At 32.2% G+C, this 20,973-nt stretch carries 4 protein-coding genes; all 4 read right to left on the bottom strand.

All coding sequences use genetic code 11. The features are described 5' to 3' along the window. Nucleotides 1-51: 51 nt before the first annotated feature. Nucleotides 52-6,159: an SDR family NAD(P)-dependent oxidoreductase gene (locus CVD18_RS11085; RefSeq protein ID WP_103865512.1), complete on the bottom strand. Its 6,108-nt coding sequence runs from the start codon at nt 6,157-6,159 to the stop codon at nt 52-54. An 11-nt stretch (nt 6,160-6,170) separates the two neighbouring features. Then, a complete protein-coding gene (locus CVD18_RS11080; RefSeq protein WP_103865511.1) occupies nt 6,171-18,161 on the bottom strand; it encodes an SDR family NAD(P)-dependent oxidoreductase in 11,991 nt (3,996 codons plus the stop codon). 398 nt (nt 18,162-18,559) lie between these two features. Next, nucleotides 18,560-19,363: an alpha/beta fold hydrolase gene (locus CVD18_RS11075; protein WP_146052759.1), complete on the bottom strand. Its 804-nt coding sequence runs from the start codon at nt 19,361-19,363 to the stop codon at nt 18,560-18,562. 577 nt (nt 19,364-19,940) lie between these two features. Further along, nucleotides 19,941-20,465: a UpxY family transcription antiterminator gene (locus CVD18_RS11070; protein WP_103865509.1), complete on the bottom strand. Its 525-nt coding sequence runs from the start codon at nt 20,463-20,465 to the stop codon at nt 19,941-19,943. Nucleotides 20,466-20,973: the final 508 nt, after the last annotated feature.

The raw sequence follows: 20,973 nt of genomic DNA, 5'->3' as shown, positions 1-20,973 counted from the left end.
TACAAATTGACAATCAGCATTATAAAACTATATTTCTTTTATTTATATCTATTAATAAACTTTCAATAGATTTTCTTCTACTAACAATGGTTTTACATCTTGAATAATCATTTCTTTTCCTAACCAATAATAATTATTTGATATACATTCTATGGCTAAAGGTTCTCGAGAAATCACTACATCATTTTCACCCTCTTCTATAACCATATGGCAATTAGTACCTCCAAACCCAAAACTACTAATAGCAGCCTTGCGGTTTTTTGAACCTGATACATCCCAAGGTTTTAAATTAATATTTGGATAAAACGGGCTCTCCTCAAACTTAAATCTCGGATGTGGTTTATCGCAATGTAACGTAGGTACTAAAGTCTTGTGTTGTAATTGTAGTAAAATCTTTATTAACCCACTAACTCCCGCTCCTGTCATTGTATGTCCCAAATTACTTTTTACAGAACCAATTGCACAATACTGATTCTTAGACATGCATCTTGTTAGTGATTGATATACCTCAGTAGCTGCTTTTACTTCTATTGGATCCCCGAGTAAAGTTCCTGTACCATGAGCTTCATAATATGTAATATCACTAGGATCTATATTCGTTTTAGAAAGTACTTGCTCAATAGCTTGCTTTTGGCCTTCTTTATTAGGAACAGTAAGCCCCATGGTCTTACCATCATTATTAACTGATGAACCACTAATAACGCCATAAATTGAATCACCATCTAATTTTGCCTGTTCATAAGATTTTAATAATACTAATCCTCCACCTTCTCCCATTACAAAGCCTTGGGCTTTTTCATCAAAAACGTAACTTTTACCATCTTTGCTTAATACTCCTGCCTGACTAAACCCTATGTGATTAAATGCATCTACCATTACAGAAACGCCTCCTGCTATTACCATATCTGTTTTACCCTGAAGAATATCTTCACAACCTTGATGGATAGCGACAAGAGAACTTGAACAAGCAGTATCTATAATCTGACTTGTGCCTTTTAAATTATAAAAATCTGAAATACGGGCCGCAATCATATTGCTAATATTATTTACAATGGTATGTTGATGTGCTCCTTCTGGAAGTAAATGATAATTGTTACGAACATAGTTGTTATCTTTTGCCCCTATATAAACTGCTGTATTACTATTATAAAATTCTTCTTTCTTATAACCTGAATGAGCTAATAGGGATCGACTCAATTCTAAAATAATACGTTGCTGAGGATCCATACTGATAGCATCAACGTCACTAACCCCAAAATAACGTGCATCAAACAACCCAGGGTTTTTCATAAACCCCCCTTTAGTTGTGTATGCTTTATTCTCTTCCCCAGTTTCGGAATAATGATCCATAGCATTCCACCTATTCTTTGGAATATCAGATATCAAATCTTTGCCTCCTTTTAAATTATCCCAGAATTCTTCTATAGTATCAGATTCTGGTAGACGACAACTCATTCCTATAATAGCTACTTTACCTCTTTTTGAAGATGGTTTCAACCTAGCCTTAATTTTACGCTTACTATCTCTCTTTTGAAACACTTTATCCTTAGATTTAACATTGAATAATGGTTTCTGATATGATTTTTTTTGTGAAATATAATTTGTTTCATTTTGTATATATTTCGCCAATAAACCAATTGTTGGATAATTTACGATGGCGGTAGGCTCGACAACAACTCTAAAAGATTCTTCGATGACATTTAAAATATTCATCATCAATATCGAATCTACTCCATAGTCTGAAAAATCAACATCTAATTCAAAGTCTTCCTTATTTAACTTCAATAAACCACTAATCAGAACGATTAAACGGTCTTCTATTTCTACCTGAGTTTGTGACAAGGAGCTTAATTCTTTTTCTATAATTTTTTCATCAATTACCTCATGTTTACCCAATATTTTTTCTGATATCTGATTTAAATCGCCGAAACAAACAACACCCTGATCTGTTGAGCAACCTAATAAAATATCAAAAGCGCTGATTCCTTTCTGGGTAGGTAAGGGAATCATACCCCATTTTTGTTGCAAATATTTTTCACTTTCTTCATCTATCTGCATACCGCCATCTTTCCATAATGGCCAATTAACACTCAACGTTTTCCCTTTTCTTTTACCTTCTTCTCTAAGTGTATTTCGATAATTTGCATAATTATCCATCCAAGCATTCGCACTAGAATAATCTCCTTGACCTACGTTACCCGTAACTCCAGAAATACTGCTGAAATACACCATAAAGTCCAAATCCAAATCTTTAGTCAATTCATCCAAATACTTTGTTCCCAAAATTTTGGGCGCCAAAACCTTCGATGATTCATCCTTGGTTTTCAAAAATAGAAGACTGTCTTTTATTATTCCCGCACTATGTATAATACCATCCAGCAAGCCATAAGTATTTACAATATCACTAATCAATATTTTTACTGACTCCTTATCTGTAATATCACAACTATGATAAACTGCATTAAGCGATGCTAATTCTTTTGGGGATAAGGCGCATTTTTTACTTCTACCTGTCAATATCAATTTTGTGTTTTTAGTCTTACCGATATGGGAAGCAAAAATCTGACCTAAGCCTCCTCCTCCTCCGGTAACCAGATAAACACCACCTTCTTTGATATTTATAACTAATTTAGGAGCTGAAGGCAATGTTATTGGTAACATTGATATACCTCGAACTTCGCGTTTACCTCCTGTGTAACGAACTTCTTTTCCTGGCACCTCTTCTTCCGATTTGATAATGCTAACTAAACTATCCAATTCACTGATTGACAAACTAATTACCCCTATAGTTTTACCAACAATCTTAGAACTTTCTATCTCTGCTGTCTTTAATAGACCACTGATAAAACCGTAATCAACGTAATCACTGCTAGGATATATAACTGTAATGTTCGTTTCTTCTTTTAAAATTAATCTTGATTGTACAATTTTCTGAACTTTATGGTAATAGCTCAATTCTGTAGATTCATTAATAGCCATTACTTCTTCTTCTAACAATTCGCCAAGTTTGTCTGCCAAAACTACAGAACCACCAGCCAATAAAATCAATGATTTAGATCCTGAAACAACATTCGATTGAACTATAGAACACTCTGTCCAAGTATTAGAATATAAATGAACATCTTCTTCTTTATTAGGACTATCATTCTTTTTAAATCCAGACATAGGTAAAGAAATAAAGTTCTTAAAACTCAATAAAACAGCACCAGAATCTGACAACATATCAATATCATAACTATTTACTTTACCTCCTGACTTAGCGTTTGCACTTTTACGAGCATAACACCAAGACGTATCTCCAACATCTCCATAAATATTGACCTCCTTAACGCTAAAGGGTAAACTTAAATATATATCTAACTCCACAAAAATCAAACCAATACAAGTCTGTAGAGCACTATCTAAAACACCAGGTTGTAATACATAACCTTCTTCTTTTATTAAACTAATCTTACTTAATGAACCCTCAAGACCATAATACAATTTCTCTATACCTCTAAAACTTAAACCATAATCTAACCCAAGATCCTTAAATAATTCATAACATTCAATTCCTGTTTTTTGGTTAGGCAAAGTAACCTGAAGGTTTTCTATATCTAAATGCTCTACTGAAGTAAGTTCTTCTGTAGACACTTTACCTTGACTATGGATAATTGAAGAATCTTCTAAACCACTATAAACCTCATAACCTATAAAATCATCTTCCTCAAACAAACTTATACTAACCTCCTCGGGATTGCCATTTACACGAACAGGACTTAACCATGTAATATCGAGTAATTGTGTAATGGGTTTTTCTAATGAAATAAATCCAGCTTCTCTAGCTATCTCTAGATATGCCACTCCTGGCAAGACCATTTCATTCATAACTTTATGATCCGAAAAAAATAATTCTTGACCTGTATAATTATTTGTAAAACGTTGTTCTTTTAAATTAGAACTATTGAAATGTAATAGAGGATGAAGATTTTTTGTTGAAGATTTTGATTCTAAGTCTATTAATTCAGGAATCCAATAATGTTCCTTCGCGAAGGGATAGGTCGGCAAACTGATTTTACTTGGGAAAGTATCCCCATATAACAGCTTCCAATCTAGAACAACTCCTTTACTCCATAACTGAGCCAACGCATTAGTTTGTTTTTTAGAAATGGCTGTTTTTATATATGCTTCTCCTGCCTCTCCTTCTAATAAAAAATCTTGGTTACTTTTTTTTATATTACCTCTAAATAACCCTTTGGTTTTTCCTTCGATATAACTATTCAATTGAACCTTTATATCCTGAAGATCTAAAGCAACAAATGATAAACGTTCTTCCATAGACTCTCTACCAACCTGTAACGTATATGCAATCTCATATATATTGACAATAGTGTTTTCTTCAAGGTAATTAAGTAAGTTTTTTACCTGCTCTTTCAATCGCTTTTCATCACTAGCTGATAATACAATTACAATAGGAATTTCACTTGTGTAATTAATTCTTTGATTTGGGACATATTCTTCAATAATAATATGGGCATTAGATCCTCCTGCTCCAAAATTATTTATCATTGCGAATCTATTTCCTAGTGATTCCCATTTTTTTAATTCATTAGTAATTTCCAATGAAGTTCTTTCTAAACCTAAATTAACATTTAATTCTTGAGAATGAATACCTGGAACTAATGTTTTATATTTCATCTGTAATAGCACCTTGGTGAGGCCAGATATCCCCGAGGCAGATTCCAAATGACCTATATGAGATTTAACTGTACCTATATATGTTTTTTTATCACCCTTAGCAAACAAGTTTGATAAAGCCATTATTTCTATAGGGTCACCTAAAGCAGAACCGTTAGCCGCAGCTTCTATATAGCTAATATCTTGAGCAGTTAATCCTGATTGTTCTATAGATTTTTTTATCAAAGTAGTCTGCGCTTTTGGATTAGGTACCGTAAAACCACTTCCTGAGCCATCGTGATTCATATTTGCACCCCTGATTACGCCATAAATATGATCTCCATCAATCTTTGCCTGAGCTAAAGGTTTTAGTAAAACAGCTCCTACACCTTCACCTGGTAAATAACCATCACCTTGTCCAAAACTCCTACTGGTTTCCGTACTACCCAATAACCTATATGTTTTTAGATAATCCCATTTTGAAGTATCAAGACTTAGATTGACTCCTCCAGCAATAGCTGCTGTACAAAATCCATTCTGAATGCTTTGACAGGCCTGTATAATAGAAGTAAGTGACGAAGAACAAGCTGTATTTATATGCATACTGGGGCCTGTAAGTCCTAAATGATAAGATACCCTATTGGCAATAGTCCAACCAGTACTGAAGGATAGTCTATCTGTGGTTTCTTTACTTTTTGCTGCGGTCGGATAGGAGTTAAACATTGACCCAACAAAGACCCCAATATTTCTACTCTCTTCTGATGAAAAAATATAACCAGCATCTTCAATAGCCTTCCAACTCTCTTCTAAAAATAAACGAACTTGAGGATCCATTAATTCTGCATCCACAGGAGCTATCTTAAAAAACAATGGATCAAATTTATCTACATCATCAACGAAACCACCCCATTTACCTTTTGTATGCTCATAATTAAAGTCCTTTTTACCATAACGATCTTTAGGTATTTCTGTGATACAGTCTTTGCCAGCTTCTAGATTTTTCCAAAATTCTTCTAGATTTTTCGCTCCAGGATAGCGTCCACTCAAACCTATTATAGCAATATGTCCTTTTGTATTAATAGGAACCTCGAAAGACTCATTTGTATCTGGAGTATCTCCCCAAATATTATCAAAATGCTCAATGTCATCAATGAGGTTTAATCGTGAATCATTTTCACTTAATTCGTCTTGCTTAATTATCGTATCATCGTCGCTTATTTTTTCTACATTTAAAATTTCCTTCTTAACAGGAATAATGAAAGATCCCTTGCCTTCTTCTAACAAATAATCACTTAAATCCTTTATGTTCTGATATTCAAATAATAATGTAGGATAAAGCTCATGACCAATTTTTTTTTCTAAAACTCTTACCAACCCTGTTACCATTTTAGAGTCCAACCCTAAATCAAAAAAACCCGTTACAATATCTATTTCATTTATTGGTTTTTCTAAAGTGACAGCTATTAATTCCTGTAAGTATGCATGTATAAGATTTACTTCCATTTTGTTTATTTTTAGCTTTTGTGAAGTTGTAGTACCGATTCCTTTAGCTTTGCTTTTTCACCGATTAACAAATTCTTAATCAACTCTGGATAACGAATTTTTTTTACTGCGAGGTCTTTTAATTTGACTAATAGGTTTCCTGTTTCATCATAAATACTAATATCAGTTTTTACAATTTCTGTAGAATTATTATATTTTTTAGAATCATGATTATTACTGAATACATAAATAGTTGAAGGCAGTGAATTATATACGCTAAACTCGGCTATAGAAAAAGGAATATAGGGGGGCCTTTCAATATTACTAGATATAAAAAAAGAATTACCAGCAAATGTGGCTCCATCTAAAAACGCTGGATGTAAATAAAAATGTTTCCTATAAGATTCTGATAACTGACTTAAATGCAACTTCATCAACTCTGTTTGTCCTTTTTGGTATATCAATCCACGTGTTTGCATAAATTCCTCATGAACAATATCTACAGATCTAGCCCACTGGTAAACATCTTTCATTTCTATTTGATGTTCACTTGTCTTAATAAATGAGTTTATATCCATTCTGGAAGTTTCTTTATCTTCCCTTATGTTTAATCGACAATGAATATGTTTACTCCATGCACCATTTACATTTCCATTATGATCTATCTGTTTTGAGCGTATCATAGCTTCGTATAAAGAGTGATTACCTTTTCTAAAGCGTAATTCTAAACATCGGTTATACTTTTTATCGGTAGCCAAGGGTTCTATAAACAATACCCTACTAAGAGTAAAAATTTCTCCAAATAACTCCTTACTACAACGAAGTATCAAATCCAAATAAGTTACTCCAGGAACAATATTTATTGTATGTACTTTATGATCTCTTACTATATAATTATCGTTTAAAATATCTAATGAAAAAACCCAATCTGCTCCCTCCTTTGTTTGCTTCATATCAAAATAAGCATCCATACTAACTAATTTATCCTTAGGATTTTTAATAATTTGAGGTTCTTCAGGCCAATATCGTTGTCGTTTAAATGGAATATTATTTTTATTAAAAGGAGCCTCTACCCTATTAGCCAATGGAATACCTGCATTACTGAGTATAACATGTGCATTATTACCACCAAGCCCGAATCCACTTACGCCCGCTCTCCTTATATCATTCACACCTTTCCATTTTTGTGAAGTCCTAACCGGATAAACTGGAGAGTTTTCAAAATCAAAACGTGAATTTGGTTGTTCACAGTTTAAGGTGGGAGGTAACTCACCTGCACTAATCGATAATACTGTTTTTATTATTCCTGCAACTCCTGCTGCACTGAGTAGATGGCCGATATTTGTTTTTACACTTCCTACACCACAATATTGTTTTCCTTTATTCCCTTTTAATAATACTTCAGTAATTCCTTTGAGCTCAATAGGGTCTCCAATAAAAGTTCCTGTACCATGAGTCTCTACATAACTTATAGTGGAACGATCTATCTCTCCATTTAAAATAGCCTTTTCGATGAGTTCTCTCTGTGCCTCAGGATTAGGAGTTGTTATACCCATGGTTCTCCCATCGTTATTTACTGCACTTCCTTCTATAACTCCGTAAATCTTATCCCCAGAGGAGATTGCGTCCTTTAATCGTTTTAACAATAGTACACCGCAACCCTCTCCTAATCCAGTACCATTAGCATTTTCATCGAATGTTTTTGTTCTTCCGTCTGCAGATAAAATCTCCGCAGTACTAAGCCCAATAAAATAATTTTCATCCAATAAAATATCTACTCCCCCTGCTAATGCCATTTCTGTTTCCCCTAGCCTTAAGCTTTTTACAGCAAGATCTATTGCTGTCAAAGAACTACTACATGCTGTGTCCACAACCATATTGGGACCCTTTAAATTGTATATATGAGCTAGATGTGCTGTAATAAAGTTTTGTCCAGTGCCTACCAGAAAATCTTTATGTAGACTCTTTAATTTATTATAAAACCCCCCCATTCTTGCTCCCGCGTAAACTCCAATCGATTTTCCTGAAAGTTCCGCTTTAGTATAACCTGAATCTGCCATTGCCTCTGCACTGACCTCTAGCCATTGACGTTCTAATGGATCTATTTGAGAAGCCAAATCAGCCGAAATTCCAAAGTAATCTGGATCAAAATCTTCGATGTTATCCAGAAAAGCTCCCCATTTACTATAGCTCTTTCCTGCTATTTTATCTGGTGAATAATACTTCTCAATAGACCAACGGCTAGATGGTACTTCTTTGATACTATCTTTTCCCTTTTGAAGATTATCCCAAAACTCTCCTATATTATCCGCTTCAGGAAAATGACAACCTATACCTATAATTGCGATAGGTTCTTGGGCTGTTGAAGATGGTAATACTTGAGAAACGACCTCTTTCTTTTCTACATTTAAATTTTGTTGCTCTTGCACGAAATTCAATTCTTTAGATAACACTTTTGAAAGTGATAAGGCGTGATGAGTAAGAAGATAACTACTTAACATACCTATTGTTGGGTTCTCCAATAAAATATTTGGGGAAAATGAAATTCCATCAAGCTGTTTCTCTATTTGCTTTACTAAAGAAACAAGCAAAATTGAATCCACACCATATTCCTGAAAAGGAACATCTAACTCCATTGACGATAATGGTAATTTTAAAACTTCACTTAACTGCACACTTAACCAATTACTTACATAAGTACTATCCGTATTAATAACACCAACATATTCGCTAAATAGTTTTTTTTGAACGGTGAATAAGTCTTCTAACTTAAAAGAGTCAGGGTTATATACCATTGGAGAAAGCACTGCCATTCTACTTTCTTTTTTAATAGAAAGTGCTTGATCTAAAATACTTAATCCTTCTTCTGTTGCTAATGAAAGTAAGCCAAGATCACTGTATATACCATCCTTAACCTCTCCCATACCAATTTCTTTCCAACTTGGCCATTGAATACTTCTATAGCCTTCCTTGTAATGAGCAACAGCAAAACTGTCCATATAGCTATTAGCCATTGCGTAATCACAATTACCAGAACCCAAACGAGGAACTAAAGACGATATAGAAGAAAAAAGTAAACCATATGAGAGCTCATGCTCTTTTAAGACACTATACAATATATTTAATCCTTTTACCTTAGGCTCCTGAAGTAATTCTATAGTTTCTTTTGATTTATTTATAAAAGCTGGAGTTTTAACGTCAATAATACCAGCACAATGAAGTAACCCTTTGATTCCTCCCCAATCTTTCTTAATATCTGAAAAGGTATTTTGCAAACCTTTTTTATCGCTTAACGAAGTATTAAATACTTTTATCTCTGCACCTAAACTTTCCAAATAAAGGAAATCACGAACTTTATTTCCTATCGAATTTTCTTTAGTCTTATAAGCTTCCCATTCTTCTTTCTTTGGTAAATGCTCTTTGCCTAACAATATTAATTGTGTAACATTATGTCTTTTTACTAAATGTTTAGCACAAGCCATTCCTAATCCACGTGTCCCTCCAGTTATCAAGACAGGGCCGGTAGGGGTTTTGCTTATTATTTCATAAGATTTCACAGCTTCCAGCTGAGGTATTTCCCAATTTTTATAACTGTTTTTTATTCGGACAAAACTTTGAGAAGCTTTTAACAAGTTTAAAAGAATATTAACAACTGATTCAGTATCTAATATATCCTCAATTTCCAAACAAGTACTCGAAACCTTACTATATTCGGCATCAAGACTTTGATACAAACCTTTTCCGATTGCAGGTTCTTGAGATATACTCATATGAACCAACTTTATTTTTTCTTTGTTAGAAGTAGTAATTACTTTTTGCAGTACAGATACCCAGTTATAATCTGTCTCTGAAGTCGCGCCTAAATCAACTACAGCACTTACCTTTTCATATGGAATAGATTCCATTTCGTATGAATTAACCACCAATGAACCTTTTATAGTTGAAATTAGTGATGAGGAAAGTAAGTTATTGATTCCATGTGCATTTATGATCAAAACAATTCCTTCTGGAAAGTTTCCAGGTTCTAGAGTAATCTCTTTCCAGTCATTGGCGAATAAAGTAATCTCTCTTTTTAATTTTTGAGGAAATGGTTCTGATTCTATTTGTTTCTGAACAACTACCTCTGGTATCCAATAACGCTCTTTGGCAAATGGATAGGTAGGTAAACTAATTTTATTGAGCTTATTATCTCCATACAGTAAATTCCAGTCTATAAAAACACCCTTAACCCATAATTGAGCTAGAGAATTTGACTCTTTCTTTCTAATTGCAATTTCGATATATCCTCGACCTGCTTCTCCATCTAACAAAAAGTCTAACTTATCCTTTTTAATATTACCTCTAAATACTCCTTCAGTTTGTACTTCTTTATAATTATTCAATTTAACCTTTAAATCCTCAAGATTTGAAGCTACAAACGCCAACCGTTCCTCCATAGAATCCCTACCAATCTGCAACGTATAGGCTATATCATATAAATCAGTCTCTCTGTTTTCTTCAAGATAACTTAATAAGTTTTTTACCTGAGCTTTTAAACGATTTTCATTCTTTGCAGATAATAATATAATAGCTGGAGCATTACTAGTATAAATCTCTTTTTTCTTTTGTAAATATTCTTCTATAATAACATGAGCATTAGACCCGCCAAATCCAAAACTACTAATTCCTGCTATTCGAGCTTTATCCTCCTGAACTGACCATTCTTTGGTTTCTTGAAGTAAATAAAAGGGAGTGCCATTTAGTTTCAAATATGCATTGGGAGTTTCCAAATGAATATTACCTGGAAGAGTTTTATGTTTCAATGATAAAAGCACTTTCATCACACCAGCTATTCCTGCTGCAGCTTCTAAATGACCTATGTTCGTCTTGGCACTTCCTATACCACAATGAGGGTTTTTCGAAACATCTAAATCTAGATCTTTGTACAATTCCTTAAAAGCTAACTTTAAACCTTCTATCTCTATAGGGTCGCCTAAAGGGGTACCTGTGCCATGAGCTTCTATATAACTTACATCCCTAGGGTCTATTCCTGAGGAACGATAAGCTTTTAATAATAATTCTTTCTGAGCATTTGGATTTGGAGAGGTTAGGGTATTTGCTTTCCCTCCATGATTCTCAGAAGACCCACGAATCACACCATAAATATGATCCCCATCTGCTTCTGCCTTACTTAATGATTTTAAAATCAAAATACCAACTCCTTCTCCTCGAACATAACCATTAGCACTTTGATCAAAGGTCTTACATCTTCCATCATCACTTAACATACCAGCCTTACTAAAAGCTAAAGTAAGATTAGGAGAAAGTAACGCATTAACACCTCCTGCTATAGCTATATCACAATGACCCAATTTAATATTCTCAATCGCGCGATGGATTGCGATAAGAGAACTTGAACAAGCTGTATCTATAGGTTCACTCGGACCATTCAGATCCAATAGGTAAGAGATTCTATTTGCTAATATAGAACGATTTGATCCTGTAGGAAACTGCGCTTGGTTTGTCAAATTCTTTTGTTCCCCTAATAACATAGAATAATCTGAACTCGAAGCACCTATAAAAACACCTGTATTACTACCCTCAATAGCATTTGTGGCTAAACCCGAATCTTCTAATGCATGATATACAGCCTCCAAAGTGATACGCTGTTGAGGGTCCATTAGCTCTGCTTCACGCGGAGAAATATTAAAAAACAAAGGGTCAAACTTATCTACATCCTCTATAAAACCACCCCACTTTGCCTTTGTCTTACCGTCAACCTCTTGAGAATTTCCATAATACGCCTTCCAATCCCAACGCTCTTTAGGTATTTCTTCAATTAAATCTTTGTTATTTTTTAGGTTATCCCAGAAAGAATCTAAATTTGGAGAACCTGGAAAACGACCACTCATTCCAATTACAGCTATTCTTTCTGAAGATTCTTTTATTGACTCTTTTATTGACTCTTTCTTTAATTCAATTTTGTCAATTAAAAACCTTGACCGCTTTCGGAAAATAGAGTCTTTAAAACTATCTGAAATATTTGACTTATCTAATGCCTTTTTTATCACTGTATCGTGAGCTCTTGACAGATTATCAGAATGGTTTTCTATCAAATATTTCACTAAGGCTTCGATGGTTGAATAATTATAAAATAAAGTAGGCATTAAGTCTAAATCATAATATTGATTAAGGTCATTACTTAATTTGGTTAATGATATGGAGTCAAAACCATAATCGCCTAAATCCTCATCCGTCGTTATTTCTGTTATATCAAGTTTTAGCAAATTAGAAACTAACGTCATTATGTTAGAAGTAACATGTTTATCTAAAACTGAAGAATCTGTAGGTGTTTCACTAATACTCTCTTTTAAGTGTATTGACTTATCTAATACTTTTTCTAAAACAGCATCATGCTTTCTTAATAAATTATCAGAATGATTTTCTATCAAATATTTTCCTAAGATTTCAATTGTTGAATAATTATAAAATAAGGTAGGCATTAAGTCTAAATCATAATATTGGTTGAGATTATTACTTAATTTAGTTAATGATATGGAGTCAAAACCATAATCACCTAAGTCCTCATCTTCCACTATTTCTTTTATATCAAGTTTTAGCAAATCCGAAACTAATGTCATTATACTAGAAGTGACTTGCTTAAACAAAACTGAAGAATCTATACTTCTTGTACTAGTACTCTCTTCTAAGTTTATTGATTTTTTCAAGATACTTTTTGATATCTGACTTGAATAACCATAAATTACAACACCCTGATTTAGTGAAGACACTAATAAATTATCAAAAACTTTAACTCCTTCTGATGTAGGTAAAGGAACCATACCCCATTTTTGTTTCAAATATTTTTCACTCTCTTCATCTATCCGCATCCCCCCATCTTTCCACAATGGCCAATTAATGCTTAGACTAATTCCCTTTCTTGTACCTTTTTCTCTTAAGTTATTTCTATGACTTGCATAAGAATCTAACCAAGCGTTAGCACTCGAATAATCTCCTTGACCAATATTACCTATTACTCCAGCTACACTGCTGAAGTAAATCATAAAATCTAAGTCTAAATCCTTCGTCGCCTGATCCAAATACTTTGCCCCTAAAATTTTTGAATTCAGCACTATTGAAGATTCTTCTTGAGTTTTATTTAGTAAGAAACTATCTCTAACAACTCCTGCACTATGTATTATTCCATCTATTTTACCATAAGTAACAATTAACTCTTTAATGAAACTATCTGTAGATTCTTTATTAGTTACATCACAACTATGATAAACAGCATTTAAAGCTTGTAAGCTTGATTTACTCAAACGGCTTTTCGAACTACGACCTGTTAAAATTATTGTAACACCCTTTATTTTTGATAAATAATTAGAAAAAATATTACCTAACCCTCCAGCTCCTCCTGTAATCAAATAAACACCGCCCTCTTTAATATCTATACTAGGTGTAGAGTTTGGAGACAAAGTGTGTGGTGATAATTTGCGAACTTCTCGATTCTTTCTGAAATAACGAACTTCTTTAGCGGTATCTAAATGTTCTTCACCGATAATAGAGACTAAACTATCTAACTCTTTAATTGACAAACTTTCTACTCCTATTGTTTTTCCGCTAAATTTTGGACTTTCTATTTCCGCAGTTTTTAATAAACCACTTATAAAACTATAATCAACATAATCACTGTTTCGGTATATAACTATAATTTTTATTTGTGTTTTCAACTCTAATCTAGATTTAATCAAACCTAAAACCTCATTGAAATATCCTAACTCTGTAGATGCATTTATTGTAATAACCTCTTCTTCCAAAGTTTCTTTTAACTTATCCGCTAAACTTACCGAACCACCTGCTAATATTATTAATGAAGTAGATTCTTCACTCGGAAATTTATCTGAAACTAATGCACCTTTTTCCCAACCATTACTATATAAATGAAGTCCTAATTCGTCTTTTGTAATAGTATCAAAATCTTGTAGCTTTTCATCTACCTGTTGATAACCATCTAATGTTAGGAATGCTAAACCTTTAAATGATAATAATACTTCTCCTGTATCTGATAATATATCAATATCATAACTACTTACTTTGCTATCTTCCTTACTACTAATGTTCTTTCTAGCGTAACACCAAGCTGTCGTACTTATTTCACCATAAATATTTACTTCCTTAACACTAAAGGGTAAACTCAACGACACTACCCCTTCTTCTAGAAAACTTTGACCTATACACGTCTGCAAGGCACTATCTAAAATACCCGGTTGTAAAACATAAGCTGATTCTATAGGTAGACTTATCTTACTTAATGATTCTGTATTGCTATAATACAATGTTTCTATACCCCTAAAACTATTGCCATAATCCAAACCTAATTCTTTAAATAATACATAGCATTCTGATCCTGGTTTCTCATAGGTAAAGCGATCCTTGATTGCCGCAATATCAAATGAAGAAACTTCCGACAAAACACCTGTAGAGAGACGACCTTGACTATGAATTACCTCAGACTCTTCTGACCCACTATAAACCTCATAACCTACAAAATCTCCTTCTTCAAATAAATTAATCTGTACCTTCTCTGGAAATTCATCAACTTGAATAGGACTTAACCAAGTAATATTTTTGAGTTGCGTAATAGAACGTTCTAAAGAAATAAACCCTGCTGCTCTGGCTAACTCTAAATAAGCAACGCCTGGCAACACCTTTTTCCCTCTTACTTTATGATCTAATAAAAAAGACTCCTGTCCTGTGTACTCATTTGTAAAACGTTGTTCTTGCAAATTAGAACTATTCGAATGTAATAATGGATGAAGAAAACTCTTTGAACTTATTATTTCACTCCCTTCTGCCTCTGGAATCCAATATCGTTCTTTAGCAAAAGCATAAGTAGGTAAACTTATTTTTTTAGGGTGACTGTTCTTATCATATAATAAACCCCAATCAATATCCCCACCCTTTACCCATAATTGAGCTAAAGAAGATAGCTCTTTACTTTCTAATGCTTCACTCAAATAAGTTTCTCCTTTGAGAATAAAATCTGATTTTTCCTTTTTAATGTTACCGCTAAAACTATTAGTTGAATGTCCTTCTAGGTATTCTGTTAATACTGTTTGTAATTCTTCTATATCATTGACTACAAAAGCTAAACGTTCTTCCATAGACTCCCTACCAACTTGTAATGTATAAGCTATATCATATAAATTAGCAGCTTCTTGTCTTTCTATAAAAACACATAAATTAGTTATCTGTTCTTTTAATCGGTCTTTATTCTTTGCTGATAATAAAATAATAGATCGAGCTGTAGCAATATATTCGCTCTCTTGTTTTGGAATATATTCCTCTATAACAATATGTGCATTAGCTCCTCCTATTCCAAAACTACTGACACCTGCTATAAGAGGTTTATCTATAACACCAGATTGCCATCTCTTTAATTTATTATGGACATAAAAAGGACTATTTGTTAATTCTAATTTTGGATTTAACTTATTATAGTTTATAGATGCTGGAAGATATCCTTTCTCCATGGATAGTAGCACCTTCAGAACGCCTGCCATTCCTGATGCTGCTTCTAAATGCCCAAGGTTTGATTTCACAGATCCAATTCCACACCAATTTGGAGAAATGTTAGGGATGCTTGCAGTTTTTTTCAATAAACTATTAAATGCCTTGGTTAATCCTGTTACCTCTATTGGATCTCCAAGACTTGTCCCTGTACCATGTACTTCTATGTAACTAACCTCAGAAACGTCAATAGCCGCTTTTTTATAAGCATCTTCTAACAAACTTTGTTGTTTAATAGGATTTGGCACGGTGAGTCCGCCTGATTGACCTCCATGATTAACTGATGTTCCTTTTATTATACCTAAGATTTCATCTCCATCTTCTATTGCTTTAGAAATTGGCTTGGCAAATACTAATGCAGCTCCTTCACTACGAACGTAACCATTTGCCTTTTCATCAAAAGTTTGGCACTTACCATCTACGCTAAGCATATTAGATTCATAATACACTAAACTCCTTGAAGGATGACACATTAAGTGAACTCCTCCAATTATTGCTTGATCACATTCTTTATTTTGTAATGCTTTAACAGCTTCATGAATTGCTACTAATGAAGAAGAACATGCTGTATCCAGTAGTAGGCTTGGACCTTCAAAACCGTAAAAATAAGAAATTCTATTAGCTAGGATTGCTAAAGAAGTACCTGTAGCTGATGAATTATTTTCGGTCAACATTTGATCTTTAAGTAATAACTCATAATCACAACCACTTGCCCCGATAAACACTCCCGTATTACTATCTTTTAATACAGATGCTTTATAGCCAGAATTCTCTAATAACTCCCATGTTAATTCAAGTAAAATCCTTTGTTGTGGATCTATTAATTCTGCTTCTCTAGGAGAAATATTAAAAAACAAAGGGTCAAACTTATCTAAATCTTTTATATACCCCCCTTTATTAATTCCTTTATGCTTTCCATCTAATTCTATCCAATCCGGCCAATTCCATCTGTCTTTTGGCGTTTCAGATATGGCAGATTTATTATTACTTAAAAGTTCCCATAATTCTTCTTTGGTATTAGCTCCTGGAACACGAAAGGAAGTTCCTATAATAGCTATATCCTCTGAAGAACTATTTCCTTTTATTTTTTTTACTTCATTATTGTCTTTAATTATTTGATAACCTATAGTGTCATGGTCATCAATCAAATAAGATGTTATCTCGTTAACAGTATTTAATCCATAAAATCTACTTGGATTACTTTCTAAATTACATTCACTATTTAGATATTCTGAAAGCTCTGTATATGCAATAGATTCAATGCCAATCTGCCTTAAATCTGTAGTCAGATCAATAAATTCTTCTTCAAACATAGATGAGAAAAAATCGATAATAAGTCTATTTATAATTTCTCTATTATAAATAACTCCTTTATTATCAGTCATATTAATTTTATTTTTTTCTGAATCGTTCATGTTTATTAATTTAACATCTGAAGATTCTTTTGAAGAAGGATAATTTTCAGCATATCCATCTGATACTTTCTCTTTATTAATAGTTTTAAATCTGTTATCAATACTACATCCTAATTCAAGTGGTTGAGCTAATTTTTTAATCGTGAAAATCTTTGCTATTAATACTTTATCTTTTTCTCGATACAATGAAGACCTCAATTGTATGGTATCATGGTTTATATAATAACAATCTTCTAAATTATATAGTAGCTTTTCATTAGCATTAGCATTACCGTAATAATGAATATCTCGCGCAATACATGAGCTCTGGTCTGCCCAGTTATATCCACTAATGACTCCAATATAATTTTGTTGAAAATAAGAAAGTTCACACTTGTCACTAATCTTAGAATACGTTGCAAAATAAAGTAGTCCTACGCCATTAATGTCATCATAGGCATCTATAAGATAACTCTTGGAGAAAAAAACTTTATCATTGGTTATATTGAAATCAGTATCGTATAAATTGAGAGTATTATCATTTTTAAATTCAGAATGCTTTGATGAAAATAAGGATGATTTAATAGCCAAATATTCTTTAGCTAATTTTGGTAATTTTTTGTGTTTGTGAACATTAATAATCCTAGCATTCAAATTAGCTCCCCCAGATAGATTCTCATTGTTATCACTTTTTTTTGCTGAAAAAACGGACATTAATGATGCTTTTAATGTCTTGTTTGAACCAACAATTTCACTATCACTAAAGAAAGTTTTTTTTCCGTAGTGAGACAATTCACTACTTAATTTTATTTCCTCATTTTCGTTAAAACTTTTTAAACTAGCATCGCTTTCCCATTTAAGTCTTACAAAACTTGCATATAATCGATCACCGTTATTATCTACTAATTTATCGGATTTAACTCCCAACGAATCAAATATCATTGCCCAATGAACATCTCCCAATTCCTTTAATAGCCAATTTTCAGACATGGCTCCTGATAACAAATGAGGTAGATTTAAAGAATATTTCCTAGCACAAATTGTCTTATTATTTTCTTCTTTTTTTTGAATTTTCATATTCAATTTAATTTCAATATATTTTTAAACCACTGATAATATAAAGACATGCTTCTTAATCTAAACAAGTTTTTTTTGCTTGTTTTGTTGAAAAAATGATTCTGAATTTAATGTTGTCGTTAATTCACTCTAACTATGGTAAGTCTATCGCTAAATAATGCTTCTTTTTTTTTCAATAAACTGCTTATTTTCAAGTAGACGGAGTATCTAACTTGAATTCTAATCTCCTCAATGAAAATATTAGGTTTTCAAACTTTCCTCTTAATAAGAGGCAATCCTCGGAAAATTAAACCTTCAGAGATTAAAACTTAAATCGATTTTAAAGAATCGTTATCTGATCAGTTTCTTTCTAACTTCAGTTTGTTAGTGTATAATAAAAAACAGTCGTTAATTTATACTTAGGAAAGATTATTAGTTTTTAAAATTTGTTCCTCAATAATATTAACTACATTTTCGGACCAAAGCATTTTAAAATGTCCGGTTCCTTCAATTTCGAAAAATTTGGAACCAGGCATATTGCTACTAACAAATTTAGAATTCTCGACAGAAACAATTTTATCTCCTTTATCATGAATAAAGATTGCATTCTTTATAGTTATGTTTTTTACAAAAAGGTTAGCTTGAAGTTCTGATGGTTCATATTTAGTTATTTTACGAATCAAGTCCATAAATTTAGTTTTTGTCCTCATAGTTAGTCCAAAATAATTTATAATCTGACTTATATAGTCTTCAAATTTATCATAAACTGTAAGTATAACCATTTTATTTCCTGAGTATTTAAGGTTACTCATTATCAATAAAGTCATCGCCGAAGCTCCGGAATGAGTTATCACGAGATCGTATGATTCCTTTTTCAAAAAAACTTCAATTAACTTGGGTATATCAAAAAAATTAGTTTTTTTCTTTGTACTATCTCCATGGCTGGGAGCATCGTAACTAATAACCTGATATCCATATTCTAGTAATTTAGGAATAATCGCACCAAAATTGGAAGCTCTACCTTCCCAACCATGTACTAACAATACTTTTTTTTCACTCTCTCCCCATTTATATACTGCAATATCAAAACCTTTAAAAGTAATAATACTTTTCTCGGCTTCTTCTAAAATCGGCTTTTCGAAAGGTCTAAACTTTTTAGTTCTAGGATTTGAGATATAATAATAAACAATTTTAGCTGTTAAACTAGGTGATAATTTTTCCAATAATTTAAATATAGGTTTTAATGTCATTTTTGATGAATTAATCTATTAATATCAAAATTAGTGTCATATATGTATTACATGAGTAAATCTAATTTATAAGATTTGTTTCTATTTTGTTGAAATTTATTTTAATACAATTGGCCAAATTTTATTTTCTTATTTTTTACAAATAACTATGCGTCATCTTTTTTAATTTTTACAAAAACCACATTGTGAATAGTAACAAAAAGATTATTACTCATCATTTTGAGTACTTTAAAAACAATAAAACCTCTTGATGGGCAATACATTCTTCTATCTTTAGAGCATATTTAAAAAATTGGTATTGACACTAAATTATTATTATTTTAAATAACCGAATCCAGTCTAACCAGAAAGTATTTCATATAGATTTAAATTAAATATACTTTCTATATTTAGAACTGTTTATTTTTCTTTTTTTTCTATAAAGCGACCTAAACTCATTTTAAGAACTAGTTATAAATATAAAATATTGTTTTTCATTTATTTATATTTTCTAAATACAAATATAGCTTTAGTATATCATAAGGATTCATCATCTAAATAAAATAAGACTTTATATTAAACATAGCTTTGACAAATAATCTATGGAAATGGTGGCGATAATATTTTGTTGTAAAGATCCTATCCGAACAATCATTTTATTAATGTTATCCGCTTTGAGAATTTCACATTGTAATCCCATCAGCGGTCCAATGGTTATACTTCTTATATCACCAACATTTAGAACTTCTGAATAAATTTTAACGTCTGAGATGTCATTTTGATCGACTAAAAACCTTATTTGCTTTACCTCTTCCTTCTTAAGCAAAGCATATTCCCTACCAAAAGATATATAGGAACAAGCCCCATCTACGGAAAGAGCCTTATGTAATTCTGAAAGAGAATTAATATTTACAAAAATATAAGAAGGAAATAGTGGTTTTAACATAGTTTTTTTTCTATCACTCCATTTACGAATGATTTTAGTTAAAGGCAAAAAAGACTCTATATGGTTTTCTTGTAAAAGCTGATGAACTTTTTTCTCTTGGCATGATCTTACGTACAGGACGTGCCAACCATTTTTAAAAATTTTTGACATAAATTAATGATGATTGATTAGTGCAATACTACTATTAATAACATAATACCTAAAGACTACGGGAAACTTCGAAATATAAATTACTGAATTAAGAAATAAACAAAGCTTCGCCTCCTGCACTCCCAAAGTTTCTTTTTGTTAAGAAATTTTAAAAGTGACATTCGTATATATGCTTCAAAATTATCTAAGTTATTTCGAAAACTAATTTCTAATCTGAACTTCAAGTTTAAAAACTAAACTTTTGTTACTAAAGTATGTGTCTCCTAAAACGATATTGTTACCTAGCAAAAGGTTTTTTAACTTTATATTAACTTTTGGTCTTTATTTTATTCAATGATCGAAATAAATATAAAACTATCTTATAAAAGTTAACTCAAAGTTATTTTTATTTAATAGTAAAAAACGCACTTTATATCGAGTAGACAAGGGGAATTTCACCCCAAGCCTCTCCCAGAACCGTACGTGATAGTCTCCCATCATACGGCTCTTCTAAAATGTTTGACCTATA

It is taken from the genome of Aquimarina sp. I32.4, from assembly GCF_002924285.1.
Lineage (GTDB): Bacteria > Bacteroidota > Bacteroidia > Flavobacteriales > Flavobacteriaceae > Aquimarina.
Note: the sequence above shows the minus strand (reverse complement) of the source record. Positions and strands in the feature narration are given on the sequence as shown.

What these genes read in the sequence shown, in the direction of transcription:
- CVD18_RS11085 (WP_103865512.1), bottom strand. Translation starts at nt 6,159, where the DNA reads ATGGAAGTAAATCTTATACATGCATACTTACAGGAATTAATAGCTGTC.
- CVD18_RS11080 (WP_103865511.1), bottom strand. Translation starts at nt 18,161, where the DNA reads ATGAAAATTCAAAAAAAAGAAGAAAATAATAAGACAATTTGTGCTAGG.
- CVD18_RS11070 (WP_103865509.1), bottom strand. Translation starts at nt 20,465, where the DNA reads ATGTCAAAAATTTTTAAAAATGGTTGGCACGTCCTGTACGTAAGATCA.